Origin of the sequence: Paraburkholderia tagetis, from assembly GCF_022213065.1 — a bacterium.
Classification (GTDB): Bacteria; Pseudomonadota; Gammaproteobacteria; order Burkholderiales; family Burkholderiaceae; genus Paraburkholderia; species Paraburkholderia tagetis.
This window is the reverse complement of the sequence record NZ_JAKLJA010000001.1, coordinates 417,594-430,414: the sequence shown is the minus strand read 5'-3', so window position 1 is coordinate 430,414 and position 12,821 is coordinate 417,594. Positions and strand designations below refer to the sequence as shown.

15 protein-coding genes are annotated in these 12,821 nt (G+C 62.8%); 4 read left to right on the top strand and 11 right to left on the bottom strand.

Features of this window, described 5'->3' with window-relative positions:
- Window positions 1-34: 34 nt before the first annotated feature.
- The 9 genes from L5014_RS01840 to catA all read right to left on the bottom strand — a co-directional run bounded on the left by L5014_RS01840 (window position 35) and on the right by catA (window position 7,765).
- Window positions 35-1,138: a porin gene (locus L5014_RS01840; protein ID WP_238461871.1), complete on the bottom strand. Its 1,104-nt coding sequence runs from the start codon at window positions 1,136-1,138 to the stop codon at window positions 35-37.
- 382 nt (window positions 1,139-1,520) lie between these two features.
- Window positions 1,521-2,198, bottom strand: coding sequence for a trimeric intracellular cation channel family protein (locus tag L5014_RS01835; RefSeq protein ID WP_238462126.1), 678 nt, complete (start codon window positions 2,196-2,198; stop codon window positions 1,521-1,523).
- A gap of 32 nt (window positions 2,199-2,230) precedes the next feature.
- Entirely contained in the window at window positions 2,231-2,371 is a 141-nt protein-coding gene (locus L5014_RS01830) for a hypothetical protein (RefSeq protein WP_238461870.1), read from the bottom strand.
- Between the two features lie 104 nt (window positions 2,372-2,475).
- Window positions 2,476-2,928: a MarR family winged helix-turn-helix transcriptional regulator gene (locus L5014_RS01825; RefSeq protein ID WP_238461869.1), complete on the bottom strand. Its 453-nt coding sequence runs from the start codon at window positions 2,926-2,928 to the stop codon at window positions 2,476-2,478.
- A gap of 95 nt (window positions 2,929-3,023) precedes the next feature.
- Window positions 3,024-3,794: a benzoate diol dehydrogenase BenD gene (gene benD / locus L5014_RS01820; protein ID WP_274389181.1), complete on the bottom strand. Its 771-nt coding sequence runs from the start codon at window positions 3,792-3,794 to the stop codon at window positions 3,024-3,026.
- Between the two features lie 2 nt (window positions 3,795-3,796).
- Window positions 3,797-4,819: a benzoate 1,2-dioxygenase electron transfer component BenC gene (benC, locus tag L5014_RS01815; RefSeq protein ID WP_238461868.1), complete on the bottom strand. Its 1,023-nt coding sequence runs from the start codon at window positions 4,817-4,819 to the stop codon at window positions 3,797-3,799.
- Window positions 4,820-4,861: 42 nt separating this feature from the next.
- The gene (benB, locus tag L5014_RS01810; protein ID WP_238461867.1) at window positions 4,862-5,350 is read right to left on the bottom strand and encodes a benzoate 1,2-dioxygenase small subunit; all 489 of its coding nucleotides are present in this window, start codon (window positions 5,348-5,350) and stop codon (window positions 4,862-4,864) included.
- Window positions 5,347-6,705, bottom strand: a complete 1,359-nt coding sequence (locus tag L5014_RS01805) for an SRPBCC family protein (RefSeq protein WP_238461866.1) — start codon at window positions 6,703-6,705, stop codon at window positions 5,347-5,349. The genes benB and L5014_RS01805 overlap by 4 nt, the downstream gene beginning before the upstream one ends.
- 124 nt (window positions 6,706-6,829) lie before the next feature.
- Window positions 6,830-7,765, bottom strand: coding sequence for a catechol 1,2-dioxygenase (catA, locus tag L5014_RS01800; protein ID WP_238461865.1), 936 nt, complete (start codon window positions 7,763-7,765; stop codon window positions 6,830-6,832).
- A 192-nt stretch (window positions 7,766-7,957) separates the two neighbouring features.
- On the opposite strand from catA, the gene L5014_RS01795 reads away from it, so the two are divergent.
- From L5014_RS01795 to catC, 3 genes are all read left to right on the top strand, one after another.
- Window positions 7,958-8,875 (top strand): LysR family transcriptional regulator, encoded by a 918-nt coding sequence (locus L5014_RS01795; protein WP_238461864.1) that lies wholly within the window; start codon window positions 7,958-7,960, stop codon window positions 8,873-8,875.
- 146 nt (window positions 8,876-9,021) lie between these two features.
- Window positions 9,022-10,140, top strand: coding sequence for a muconate/chloromuconate family cycloisomerase (locus L5014_RS01790; protein ID WP_238461863.1), 1,119 nt, complete (start codon window positions 9,022-9,024; stop codon window positions 10,138-10,140).
- A 53-nt stretch (window positions 10,141-10,193) separates the two neighbouring features.
- The gene (gene catC, locus L5014_RS01785) at window positions 10,194-10,472 is read left to right on the top strand and encodes a muconolactone Delta-isomerase (RefSeq protein WP_238461862.1); all 279 of its coding nucleotides are present in this window, start codon (window positions 10,194-10,196) and stop codon (window positions 10,470-10,472) included.
- 67 nt (window positions 10,473-10,539) lie between these two features.
- Here the strand turns inward: catC and L5014_RS01780 are convergent, their stop codons facing one another.
- Together L5014_RS01780 and L5014_RS01775 are read right to left on the bottom strand one after the other, a co-directional pair.
- Entirely contained in the window at window positions 10,540-11,865 is a 1,326-nt protein-coding gene (locus L5014_RS01780; protein WP_238461861.1) for a type II toxin-antitoxin system HipA family toxin, read from the bottom strand.
- A gap of 3 nt (window positions 11,866-11,868) precedes the next feature.
- On the bottom strand, window positions 11,869-12,132 hold the full coding sequence (locus tag L5014_RS01775; protein ID WP_238461860.1) for a helix-turn-helix domain-containing protein: 264 nt from the start codon (window positions 12,130-12,132) through the stop codon (window positions 11,869-11,871).
- Between the two features lie 283 nt (window positions 12,133-12,415).
- Here L5014_RS01775 and L5014_RS01770 point away from each other — a divergent pair, with 283 nt between their 5' ends.
- Window positions 12,416-12,796, top strand: a complete 381-nt coding sequence (locus tag L5014_RS01770) for a DUF427 domain-containing protein (RefSeq protein ID WP_238461859.1) — start codon at window positions 12,416-12,418, stop codon at window positions 12,794-12,796.
- The last annotated feature ends 25 nt before the right edge of the window (window positions 12,797-12,821 follow it).

Genomic DNA, 12,821 nt, shown 5'->3' with positions numbered 1-12,821 from the left:
CTCCGTTTGAGGACGCCGCGTGCATCACTGGCGATCAGAACACGTGCATCATGCCGATGTACGCCCCGGTCTGCGATTCGCCGGCCATCGGGCTCGTGGGCGAGCTCGAATCGCGCGGCGTGGCGAACACCGAAAAGGTGCCGTTCCTGCTGTTGTTCACGTAGGCGACGGTGCCGTAAAGGAACGTGCGCGCGCTCAGGTTGTAAGTGGTCCCGAGCGCGTAGAGCATGGCGTGACTCGACGGATCGTGCGCGGCGTCGCCGCCGCCCTCGCCCACATGAATATAGAAGCCCGCCGCCGTCACGGCCCAGCGCGGCGTGGCCTGGTAAGTCGCGCCCAGCCAGTAGTGGTCGGCGCTATGCGCCACGCCCACGGGCGAATCGGGCGCCGAATAGTGCGTGTATGCGGCCTGAATCTTGAACTTCTGCACACGCAGATTGCCGCCCACGAAATACTCGCGCGAAGCGGTGAAGATATTGGAGAGACGGCCGTTCTGATCGCGCAGTTCGTCGTAGATGCCGCGCACGTCGAAGAGCGGCGAGTGATACGAAAGCATGATGCCGTCCGAGCGGCCGAACTCGCCCGGCGCACCGCTGTTCCAGGCGCCTGGCTGATTGCCGAACGCATATTGCCCCTGCACGTCGAAGCCGTTCCAGACCGGGCTGTGATATTCGACGTTGTTGCTGGTCTGCTGCCAGTTGCGGCCGCGCACGAGCGAAGCCGACGACACCGCCTGCTGCACGAATGGATCGAATTCCCACACGCCGTCACTGTCGATGAAGAGATTGCGGCCCGCCTGCAACTGGCCCCACGTTTCATTCTTCAGACCGACATAAGCCCGGCGCGAGAACAGCCGGCCGCCGCCCGTGGTGCCATTCATGATCTGCACCGCGGTTTCGAGGTCGAACAACGCGCTGGTGCCACCGCCCAGGTCCTCGGTGCCCTTGAGGCCGAACATGCTGGTGCCCCAGTCGCCACCTTCGGCGCTCCAGCGGCTCGAACTGCCGCCCGTGCCGTTGGCGATATGGTTCAGGTATTCGATGCCGCCGTCGACGCGGCCGTACAGCGTCACGCTGGATTGCGCCGAGGCAGCCGTGCTGGCTGCGAGCACAATGAAGGCGCCCAGTTGTTTTTTCATGTCAGATCCCAGGTGGATTGTTCTTCGTTATCCGTGCCGTTCGAGCCGTGCTGCTCGAGCCGTGCTGCACTGACCGTGCCTCGTAGCCCTGCCTGTGGCCACGTCACGGGGCGATTCATCCTGTACCGCTGGGCATGCTCCGCACGGCGCCCGCGACTGCGCATCGTCCGATGCGCGCCGCTCAGGCGCATTGCGTTCAGAAAATATAGCGCGTGATCGAAACGCGTGCTTGCTGGCGGTCCACAGCGAGCCCGATCAATATCGGAGCGCGAGAGAAATTGCGGCGGGCGCGTCATATTGCAGATACGCGACGCCCGGCGAGATCCACCGATTTATTTCATTGTGCTTACATTGATCTCGACAGACCCGCTGGCGGAGCGCCCTACTGCAGGTTCTGCCGGTCGTCCGTTGGGCCCGCGCGCGGATGCGCGCGCTTCGCGCCTTCGCGCGTATGGAACACGGGCAGGCGCCAGCCGAAGTACAACGACGCGAGTCGCAGCGCCACGCAGGCCAGGGTCGCGAGCCACGGCGTCCAGAACGACGACCACTCGGCCGCGTTGAGCCCGACCTGCAACGCCGCGCCCAGCAGCGCAGCCGACGCATAGATCTCGCGCTCCAGAATTGCGGGGACGCGCGAGAGCAGGATGTCGCGCAGCACGCCGCCGCCCACCGCGCTCACCATGCCGAGCAGGATCGCCGTCTCCGCGCTGCCGGTCCAGATCCACGCCTTCTGCGCGCCGGCCACTGCGAAAAGGCCAAGCCCGATCGCATCGAAGAACAGCACCGGATGGCGCAGCCGCCGCACCTGCGGATAGGCGGCAATAGTGAGCGCCGCCGCAAGCAGCGACACCGCCAGATACGCCCAGTTCGAGAGCCCTGCGGGCGGAATCGCACCGATGCACACGTCGCGCACGATGCCGCCTCCGCACGCCACCATGAAGGTCACCACGACGATGCCGAACAGATCGAGCCGGCGCTGCCGCGCGGCCACGGCGCCCGAGATTGCGAACGTGAAGGTGCCGATCAGATCGAGGACCGTGTACGCCGTATGGGCGTTCATATGCGCGCTCACGTGCGCGCCCAGTGCTGCGCTCACGCTACCTCGCTTTGCTGGCCGATTTCGCTTTCATTTTCGCGGCCGAGCCACGCACCGGCCGCGCACAGCATGGTTTCAAGTCCCGTGCGCAGCGTCGTATCGATGTCGCGCGCGAGCGATTCAGCCAGATTAGGCATGGGTGACTCCTTGCTGCCGGCGCGTGCCGCTACAGCGGGGGCGTTGAGAATTGAGTGGGGAATGTGGGCGGCGCGCGGGCGTCTGCTCCTGCGAGGTCGCCATGTCAGGTTGCCTCCGCAGCGCTGTCCAGCAGACTATCCGAAAGTTTTTTCAGCAGGCGGTCGAGGGTCTTGCGCTCGCCGAGCGTGAGCGCCGCCGAAAGATCGGCTTCAAGCGTGGCCCCGAGCTTTGCCGACGCCCGGGCGACCTTGACGCCTTCGGGTGTGCCGCTCAGCGCGATGCTACGGCGGTCCTGCGCGTGCGTGTCGCGGCCGATCAGGCCGCGCGTCTCCAGTTCGGCCAGCGTTTTCGAAAGCAGGGTCTTTTCGATCAAGGCGCGCTGCGAGACGGCCTTGGGCGTGATGCCAGCCTCGGCGCAAACGAGCCGCAGCACGCGCAGCGCGCGCACGTCGAGGCCCCAGCGCTCGTGGTAGACCGCGTTGGCACGCTCGCTCAAGAGCGCGCTCGCGAGATCGAGCCTGAAGGTGAGAAAACCGGAATAGAGACCTGTGGACAAGCGCGTACTCCCATGGCATGCGCCGGCAGGACCGGCGCCGCATGGGAGTATAGTTATTTAGTTGAAAATTTCAACTAGTCCTGCGTGAGCATAGGTCAACCGTTGTCGCCACCTGCAACGGGCAACACGACGCCGGTGATGTAGCTGGCTTCATCCGACGCAAGAAAAAGAATGGGTGCGATCTGTTCGTCGAGCGTGCCGTAGCGCTTGAAGAACGTCGATTCGGTGACCTGCTTGACCGCTTCGTTCATCCAGACCTTTTCCTGCTCGCTGTCGCCCGTGGCGTTGCGCGGAATGCGGCGGGCAGGTGCACTGGTGCCGCCCGGCGCGCTGGCGACCACGCGGATATTGTGCTCTCCGTACTCCATCGCCAACGCCTGAGTCAGCGTGTTGACACCGCCCTTGGCTGCCGAGTACGGCACGCGACGAATGCCGCGCGTGGCGTTCGACGAAACGTTGACGATGGTGCCGCCGCCACGCGCGAGCAGATGCGGCAGTACCGCATGACACGTATAGAGCGTGGGCATCAGCGAACGGCGAATTTCCGCGTCGATCTGCGCCGGTTCGAATTCGCCGAACGGACGCATGCGAATCGCACCGCCCACGCCGTTGATCAGAATGTCGATGCCGCCAAATTTCTCGGCGGCGAACGCCATTGCCGCCCGTGCGCCCTCATAGGTTTCCAGATCGGCGACGAATCCTGCGGTGTCGGCGCCCTGCGCTTCTGCGGCAACTTCAGAAACGAAATCGGCGCGATCGACGAACAATACCTTGCCGCCCTCGGCCGCCGCGCGCAGCGCCACGCCTCGGCCTATGCCCTGCGCGGCGCCGGTGACGACAATGACCTTGCCTGTGAATCGTTGCATGTTCAGGCCGCCTTTGCCGGTGCGTTAGGAGTGAACTTCTCGTAGTGGAAGCTGTTGGGCTTCACGCCCTCGTCGTCGAAATACTTGCGCACGGCGTCGACCATCGGCGGCGGCCCGCACAGATACACATCGACGTCGCCGTCGTTCAGTGCATTCGCCGGAATATGTTGCGTCACCCAGCCCTTGCGCGGATGATTCGATTCCGCTTCGGCCACGACGGTGGCAAAGGTGAAGTTCGGCAGCTTCGCCACATACGTCTCGATCTCTTCCACCTGCACGAGATCGAGGTCGCGCGTGACGCCATAAATCAGGTGCACCTTTTGCTGCGAATTCGTGCGCGCCAATACTTCGAGCATCGAAAGGAACGGCGCGAGGCCCGTGCCGCCAGCGAGGAAAAGCAGCGGCCGCTGCACGTCGCGCAGATAAAAACTGCCGAGCGGCCCGTGCAATTCCAGCTTTTCGCCGGGCTGCGCGGCTTCCAGCCACGTGCTCATCACGCCGCCGGGAATCTTCTTGATGAGGAAACTGATCTTCGTTTCGCCCGGCGCCGATGAAAACGAATACGAGCGATGCTGCCCGCTGCCGGGCACGTCGATATTCACATACTGGCCAGGCAGGAACACCGGAGCGTTCGTATCCACATCCATTTCAAGCACGACGGCCGCATCGTTGTGCTGCTCGACTTTCGATACGGTGGCCGCGAATTTGCTGTGCCCGGTCTTGCACGCAGTGGACGACGTGGGAACCGCGACCACGCAATCGCTTTGCGGCACCATCTGGCAGGTCAGCACGAGGCCGCCGTTCTTTTCGTCTTCGGTCAGCGCGTCTTCGATGTAATCGTCGCCGAGGTCGTAGCTGCCGCTCTCCGCGCGGCATTTGCAGGTGCCGCACACGCCATCGGAGCAATCCATCGGCAGATTGATCTTCGCGCGAAAGGCAGCGTCGAGCACCTTCTCACCCGCTTTACAGTCGATGAAACGGGTAACGCCGTCCTCGAAATTCAATGCAACTTTGAAACTGGACATGGGAACCTCCTCCACTGCCTCTGATACCTTCTGACTCGACTATCAAACGTGGTAGACGTCGAGAACCTGCCGGATGTAGTCGTTCTTCAGCACGATCTTCTTATAGGCAATCAACACGTCGTCGCCGGCCTTACGCAAGGTCACGAACATCGTGCCGAAGTATTGGTCGTTGACCCTGTAACGATGGCTGAGCGTGTGAAAGTTGTAGCGCACGTCCACTTCGTTTGCGCGCTCCGCCAGCACTTCCACGTTCGTGACGTTGTGGCTGGTGCGCGGCTCAGGTGTCGAAGCGCCGCTGCGCTCGGTCTTGATGCGAAACACCCGGTCTTCGAGACCGCCTTTATCCGGGTAATACATCAGCGAGATCTGGCTTTCGTGGTCGTCGGTCAGCGCGTCGTCGTCGTCCCATGCCGGCATCCAGTAGGTGACGTCTTCCGCATAACAGGCGAGCCATTCGTCCCACTGGCGGTCGTCGAGCAGGCGCGCTTCACGGTAAAGCGCGGCGCAAATTGTTTGGTAATCGATGCTCATGCCAGCGCCCCTTCCTGTTCTTTTTTCAGCGCGTCACGCATCACGCGCACCCAGTATTCGTGCTGACACACGAACAAGCCTTCGTCTTCGCTGCGCTCGCCCGAAATGAGCGGGTTCAGCCCCATCTTCTTCGCGTTCTCGTCCGGGCCTGCGACCCACAACGGCGCACCGCGCGACAGGTCGTTCCACATTGCCGTGGCGCCGGCGTAGCCGTTCTGGCAGGAGCGGAACTCTTCCAGATCGTCGGCGGTACCCATGCCGGAGACGTTGAAGAAGTCTTCGTATTGGCGAATGCGCGTCGCGCGGTCGGCGGCGCTCTCGCCCTTCGGCGCGAAGCAGAAGATCGAAACTTCGGTCTTGTCCACGCTGATCGGCCGCACGACGCGAATCTGCGTGCTGAACTGGTCCATCAGGAACACATTCGGATACAGGCAGAGGTTGCGCGTCTGGTTGACGATGAAGTCCGCCTTCGTCTCGCCCACGCGCGCCGTGATTTCATCGCGCTGGCGGTAGACGGGCCGCACTTCGGGATTCATCGTCTGGGTCCACAGCAGGATGTGGCCGTGGTCGAAGCCATAAACGCCGGCCACCGACTTGCTCCAGCTATTCGCATCCACGGCCTGCGTGCCGTCTTCCTTGCGGCGCCCCATCGTAGCGGCGTAATTCCAGTGAACGGTGCTGACGTGATAGCCATCGCAGCCGTTTTCCATCTGCATCTTCCAGTTGCCTTCGTAGACATACGAGGAATTGCCGCGCAGCACTTCCAGACCTTCCGGCGCCTGGTCGACGATCTGGTCGATGATCACGCGCGCTTCGCCCAGGTAGTCTTCGAGCGGCACGACATCGGCATTGAGACTGCCGAAAAGGAAACCGCGATAGTTCTGGAAGCGCGCCACCTTTTTCAGGTCATGCGAGCCGTGCGTATTGAATTGCACAGGATATTCGGTGGTCTTTTCGTCCTTGACCTTCAGCAGCTTGCCGGTATTGGAGAAAGTCCAGCCATGGAACGGGCACGTGAAGCTGCCCTTGTTGCCGTGCTTGCGCCGGCACAGCATCGCACCCTTGTGCGCGCAGGCATTGATGACGGCATTCAGCGCGCCGGTCTTGTCGCGCGTGATGACTACCGGTTGCCGGCCAATCCACGTGGTGTAGTAATCGTTGTTATTCGGAATCTGGCTTTCGTGCGCGAGATACACCCAGTTGTTCTCGAAGATGTGTTTCATCTCCATTTCGAACAGATCGGCATTGGTGAAGATATCGCGGCGGCAACGGAATATACCGGCCTCTTTGTCATCCTGCACAGCAGTAGCCAGCAGGTGATCCAGTTCGTTGGCTTTGTCGATAATGGCGGACATGTTTCCTCTCCGTAGACGCGAACTGGCCCCTGCACAGGACTCGCGCATCGGTATCGAATGATTCTTGCGGGATCCGTGTATGGCGGCGCTTCAGGCACTCGCCATACACGGAGATTGCGGGGAATTACGCCGTGGCTGAAACGCGCGGGCGGTTGACGATCTGGTTGTCCTTGCCCTGCACCAGCGTGGTCAGAGAGAAGTTGAACTCGATGTCCTTGTACGTGTCGGCTTTCAGGCTCAACGCCGTGCCGCCGTTCTTCTCCGTCACGTGAGGAATCAACTCCTCGCGGGTGGCGTAGGCGAAGTCATCCCAGATCAGCGGATCGCCTTCGATATTGAATTGCGTCGTGAGCTTGCGGTGGCTGTCGCTGGTGACGAAGAAGTGCACATGCGCGGGACGATTTCCGTGACGGGCGATTTCGTCCAGCAGTTGCTGGGTCGCGCCCTGGGGAGGACAACCGTAGCCCACCGGCATCAGCGTACGGAATTCATACTTGCCATCCGCGCCGGTCTTCACCGCACCGCGCAGATTGAAGTCGCTTTGCGCGCCGGTCGGGTCGAAGTGCGAGTAAAAGCCCTTCGAATTGGCATGCCAGCATTCCACTACCGCTCCCGCAACCGGCTTGCCATCCGGGCCGGTAACCGTGCCGTGGATGATGAGCGGGCCTGCTTCCGCATCGGGGTTGATGTCGATTTTCGAAACGCCATCGCGCAGCGGTGCGCCAGCCACATACAGCGGGCCTTCGATGGTGCGCGGCGTGCCGCCTTCGATGCCGGCTGCCTTGTCCGCTGCGTCCATGCGAATGTCGAGGTACTTCTCCAGACCGAGGCCGGCAGCGAGCAGCGCGGCTTCACCGTCCTTGCCGAGCTTGTTCAGATAATTGATGCCCACCCAGACTTCATCGGGCGTGATGTCGAGATCGTCGATGGCCTTGAACAGATCGCCCAGCAGACGATGGAGAATCTGCTTGAAGCGGGGGTTGCCGTTCGCGCCGCCGAGATGGGTGGCTGCTTTCAGCAGATCTTGGACTTCCTTGGTGTCGAATACCTTCGCGCTCATGGCTACTGTCTCCACTTCTTTATCTGCGGGGAAAATGTCTCGGGTTCTTCTCGCCGCTTCAATCAAGCCGGAGTTTTCATGCTCCGAAGGTATAATCAGTCGCGGCGAATGCTGTGAGAGAAGCATAGTTGTGCCGCAACTGATGCGTCCAACACTGATTTAGTATCAGGATCATATCCGGCAGGTATGAACATGGAGCTGAGACACCTGCGCTACTTCGTGGCCGTGGCCGAAGAGCGCAATTTCACCCGCGCGGCCCAGCGGCTGCACATCGCGCAGCCACCGCTCTCGCGGCAGATTCAGCAACTCGAGGAGATGCTGGGCGTGCAACTCTTCGAGCGCGATTCGCGCCCGCTCAAGCTGACCGACACCGGCCGCTTCTTCTACCAGCACGCGGTGCAACTGCTCGCGCAGACGGCCGAGCTCGAGTCCATGACGCGGCGCGTGGGCAAGATCGAGCGCAGCCTTTCGGTAGGCTTTGTCGGCTCGACGCTTTACGGCATGCTGCCGAAAATCATCCGGCGCTATCGTCAGGAGAATGGCGAGGTCGAATTGAGCCTGGTCGAAATGTCGACCATGGACCAGATCAAGGCCCTCAAGGAAGGCCGCATCGATGTGGGTTTCGGGCGCATTCGTCTGGAGGATCCGAGCATTCGCCGTGTGGTGCTGCGCGAAGAACGCCTGATCGTGGCGCTGCCGCTCGGGCATCCGCTCATCGACGCCCGGGAGACGCTGTCGCTGCGCGAACTCGTCAACGAGACCATCATCATTTTCCCGAAGCACCCGCGCCCCAGCTACGCCGACCAGGTGCTCGCGGCCTTTCACGACCGCGCGCTCGAGCCACAACACCTTTACGAGGCGCGCGAACTGCAGATCGCGCTAGGCCTCGTGGCCGCGGGCGAAGGTATTTCGATCGTGCCGAGCAGCGTCTATGGACTCAAGCGCGACGACGTGGCGTACAAGGATCTCGACGATGCGAAACTCGTTTCGCCCATCATCATGAGCACGCGCATGCTCGACGAATCCGAGGACGTGCGCCGCATGCTCGAACTCATCTACGTGCTCTATAAGGAAAAGAAGATGGAGCATCTCCCACCGCCCGAGCGCTGAGCCGCCTTGCATACAACACGCATACGGCGTGCATACGACACCGGCACCATACCCGGCGAGTATCGATTCAGACATTTTCGGTGTTGGACACGCTGCCCGAACGGCCTGCATACTCGGCTCAACTCACTTGATCCAATCTGCCAGGTATGAACGCAACCGTAAGCTCCATTGAAGCGATCCTCGTGGATCTGCCGACCATTCGCGCCCACCAGCTCGCGATGGCCACCATGCAGCAGCAAACGCTCGTGGTCGTCCGATTGCGTTGCAGCGATGGCATCGAAGGCATTGGCGAGGCCACCACTATCGGCGGCCTCTCGTATGGCGACGAAAGCCCCGAAGGCATCAAGCTCGCCATCGACACCTATCTCGCGCCCGCTCTAAAAGATGTGGACGCAACCAATATTCATGCGGCCATGGCCCGGCTCGAAAAGGTCGCGCGCGGCAATCGCTTCGCGAAGTGCGCGCTGGAAACGGCGCTGCTCGACGCACAGGGCAAGCGCCTGGGCGTCTCGGTCTCCACGCTGCTCGGCGGCGCGGTGCGCACCGCCCTGCCCACACTGTGGACGCTCGCGAGCGGCGACACGCAGCGCGATATCGAGGAAGCGGAGCGCTGGCTCGCCGAGCGCCGCCACGACACCTTCAAGCTCAAGATCGGCCGGCGCAGCGTGCGCGAGGACGTGGCGCACGTCTCGGCCATCAAGCGCGCGCTGGGCGACCGGGCGCGCGTGACCGTGGACGTCAACCAGGCCTGGAACGAAGCCGAGGCCGCGACCGGCATCGCCATGCTGGAAGCAGCCGGCATCGACCTGATCGAGCAGCCGGTGCCGCGCGAGCAGCGCGCGGCGCTCGCGCGGCTTGCCGCACGCTTTGTCGTGCCGATCATGGCCGACGAAACGCTGATGGGTCCGGAGGACGCCCTCGACCTCGTGCGTGGCGCATGCGCCGACGTGTTCGCGCTGAAGATCATGAAGTCGGGCGGCCTCTATGGCACGCTGCGCACCGCCGCCGTGGGCGACGCGGGCGGCATGGCGCTCTATGGCGGCACGATGCTCGAAGGCAGTGTGGGCACGCTTGCGGCGGCGCATTGCTTTGCGACGCTGCCAAGGCTTGCGTGGGGCACGGAGCTGTTCGGGCCGCTGCTCGTGAAGGACGATATCGTGGTCGAGCGGCCCGCCTATCGCGACTTCTGCCTGCATCTGCCCGATGGCCCAGGGCTCGGCGTCGCGCTGGACGAAGACAAGCTCGCGCATTATCGTCGCGACTAGCCGCGCGCAAGCGTTTCGGCTTCCTGACTACTTTAATTTATCGAGGATCGAACATGCTGTTTCTGGTACGTATGGATGTGCACATTCCCGCCGACATGCCCGCCGCACAAGCCGATGAAATCAAGGCACGCGAAAAGGCCTACTCGCAGGACCTGCAACGCCAGGGAAAATGGCAGGCGCTCTATCGCGTGGTGGGCGAATACGCGAACTACAGCGTCTTCGACGTGGAGTCGAACGACGAACTGCACACGCTGCTTTCCGGGCTGCCGCTTTTCCCGTACATGACGATGCATGTCACGCCGCTCGCGAAGCATCCTTCTTCCATCCGCTAAATGCCCTCGTCGCCGCGCGCGCGGGCGGCTTTACGGGCGCGGCGACGACAGCGACCACGAAACGTGACTATGAAGCGAGCCGCTGCGCGGAGAAGCGCAGCCCGTCGAACAGCTTTGCGGCCACACGCTCCGGAAACCCCTGCGGCAACGCGGCGGCCACCTCGTTGATGACTGCCGGCGTGCGCGCGACGAAACGCTCGATGATCGACGTGGCATCGGCGCCGTAGTGGCACAACTGCGCGGTGGCATCGAAATGCGCGCGCTTCACGTCGCGCATGCGATAGTGCCGCCCCTTGCCCCACATCGCCATCGCCAGCGTGGCCTTGTGCCACGACCATTGACTGCCGCCGTTGCCCTCCACGGGCCAGATCGACATGACGTCGTAAAGCGGCGCGAGCTGGAAGCGCCCGCCCGGCATGAGACGCAGGCTGAAATTCTTCGCGTGGCCGTCGGGCGCGGCCAGCATCCAGTAGGCAATCTGCGCGCTGAGAAAGGTTTCGATGTCTTCGCGCGCCGCTTGCGATTGGCGCAAGAGGTCCGCGATCTCGCGTACGCCCGGGCCACCCTGCGATTCGTACTTGAGATGGGGCGCCACGCCGAGCGCCTGGCAAAAATCCTCCTGCGGCAGGCGCAGCAGCGCGCCGCTGCGCGAGACGGCGCGGTCGAAGCGCTCCACGGCCAGCACTTTCTGCGCGCCAAACGTGACGATGTGTGCCGTCGAAACAGGCAGCCCATAGGCCTTGAGCAAGGCAAGGCACAGCCACTCGTTCTCCACCGAGGTATGAAAGTCCACCTGGCGATGGCCGATCAGGCCAAGCGGCAGCTTGAGGATGTGCGTGGTGGGCGTGGCGCCGTGCGGCAGATTCCAGCGGCCTTCGTGAAAGAGCAGCGCGGTCTTTTCCTGCGCGCCCGCGAGCGAGATGCGCAGTTCTTCATCGGGGTCACCCGTGCCGCCCGGCAACGCGCCCGAGGTTTCGAGCAGGAGCCGCTCGATGGCAGCATCGTCGAGCGGCGTGCCCTCGATGCTTTCGATGCGCTCGGGCGTCTCATCCTCTTCCAGCAGTTGCACCGCGCCCACGCAATCGCGTCCGACCGCCTTGAGCAGATCGAACGCGCCCAGGGATTCGGTGCGAAAGCGCGCCGCGATGCGTCGGCGAATTTGCGTGCTGTCGGGCAGCAGATTGTCGAAGTAGTTATAGACGCGCGCGCCGCGCAGCGGCCGCTCGCCCACGCCGAACGGCAGTGAGAGCGACAGCGGCCGCCCCGCCGCCGAAGCCTTCCAGGCGGGGTCGTAGCGCAGTTCGGTTTCGCCCATTGGCGGCAGCGTCCAGGTGCCGACGCGCTCGCCGTTGGCCCAGATCGAGAGCGTGCGCGAGTGCGATTTGCGCCCCATCGCCTACCACTCCGGCCGGTCTTCGCGCACCTCGTACAACTCGCCCTGGTCGCGCGATTGCACGCACAGTTCGAGTTCGTAGAGCGCGAACAGCGCGAGCATCTGATTGAGCGAAATGCTCGCCGTGCCGGTGGTTTCGAGCGCGGACAGGCGCGGTTGCCCGATGCCGAGCGAGGCAGCGGCCTGCGCCTGGGTCATGCCGCACGACTTTCTGGCCGACTGCAGGATCTCGGCAAGCCCCGTCGGCGTATGGACGATGATCTTCATGGGATATTCCTGTGAGGCATAAAACGATTATATGCCTTAAGGCGATATTTTACTAATATCACTTATAAGCATAAACCGGGAATATCGCTGTCACAGATACACATAGATCGTCGAACTGTACCGAGCCACTGCCCGTCATGCGCTGGCCGAAGCGGTCCCAATCGTTCTTGATCGTCACGCCAGCACCGGGAGGCAACCCGAGTGGCCGAAGCGGCGAAACCGATTTTCGCCCTACACTGCAAGGCATCAGCCCCTCTGATTCACGCCTGCAAGGAGTGCCGTCATGCACACGAAAACCGTGAAGATTCCCGGCCCGGACCATCCCATCACGATCGAGCCCTGCCCATTGCGCGTGGTTGTGAAGGTCGCGGGCAAGACCGTCGCCGATACGCGCCGGGCGCTGATGCTGCGCGAGGCGAATTACCCGGCGGTCTACTACGTGCCGCGCGAGGACGCCGACATGTCGTTGCTCGCGCGCACCGACCACGCCACGTATTGCCCTTACAAGGGCAATTGCAGCTACTACTCAATCGCGCCGGGCGGCGAGCGCTCGATCAACGCGGTGTGGACCTATGAGTCGCCGCATGACGCCGTCGCGCAAATCAAGGACCACCTGGCCTTCTATCACGACCGGGTGGACTCCATAGAAGAACTGGACGCCTGAACCCACCGGCGCGGGCCGCATGGAA

Excerpts from the sequence above, each read along its gene's own strand:
- benB (WP_238461867.1), bottom strand. The coding sequence starts at position 5,350 with ATGAGCATCGATTACCAAACAATTTGCGCCGCGCTTTACCGTGAAGCG.
- L5014_RS01790 (WP_238461863.1), top strand. The coding sequence starts at position 9,022 with ATGAACGCAACCGTAAGCTCCATTGAAGCGATCCTCGTGGATCTGCCG.
- L5014_RS01805 (WP_238461866.1), bottom strand. The coding sequence starts at position 6,705 with ATGTCCGCCATTATCGACAAAGCCAACGAACTGGATCACCTGCTGGCT.
- catA (WP_238461865.1), bottom strand. The coding sequence starts at position 7,765 with ATGAGCGCGAAGGTATTCGACACCAAGGAAGTCCAAGATCTGCTGAAA.
- L5014_RS01835 (WP_238462126.1), bottom strand. The coding sequence starts at position 2,198 with ATGAACGCCCATACGGCGTACACGGTCCTCGATCTGATCGGCACCTTC.
- L5014_RS01840 (WP_238461871.1), bottom strand. The coding sequence starts at position 1,138 with ATGAAAAAACAACTGGGCGCCTTCATTGTGCTCGCAGCCAGCACGGCT.
- L5014_RS01770 (WP_238461859.1), top strand. The coding sequence starts at position 12,416 with ATGCACACGAAAACCGTGAAGATTCCCGGCCCGGACCATCCCATCACG.
- L5014_RS01830 (WP_238461870.1), bottom strand. The coding sequence starts at position 2,371 with ATGCCTAATCTGGCTGAATCGCTCGCGCGCGACATCGATACGACGCTG.
- L5014_RS01775 (WP_238461860.1), bottom strand. The coding sequence starts at position 12,132 with ATGAAGATCATCGTCCATACGCCGACGGGGCTTGCCGAGATCCTGCAG.
- benD (WP_274389181.1), bottom strand. The coding sequence starts at position 3,794 with ATGCAACGATTCACAGGCAAGGTCATTGTCGTCACCGGCGCCGCGCAG.
- L5014_RS01780 (WP_238461861.1), bottom strand. The coding sequence starts at position 11,865 with ATGGGGCGCAAATCGCACTCGCGCACGCTCTCGATCTGGGCCAACGGC.
- L5014_RS01795 (WP_238461864.1), top strand. The coding sequence starts at position 7,958 with ATGGAGCTGAGACACCTGCGCTACTTCGTGGCCGTGGCCGAAGAGCGC.
- catC (WP_238461862.1), top strand. The coding sequence starts at position 10,194 with ATGCTGTTTCTGGTACGTATGGATGTGCACATTCCCGCCGACATGCCC.
- benC (WP_238461868.1), bottom strand. The coding sequence starts at position 4,819 with ATGTCCAGTTTCAAAGTTGCATTGAATTTCGAGGACGGCGTTACCCGT.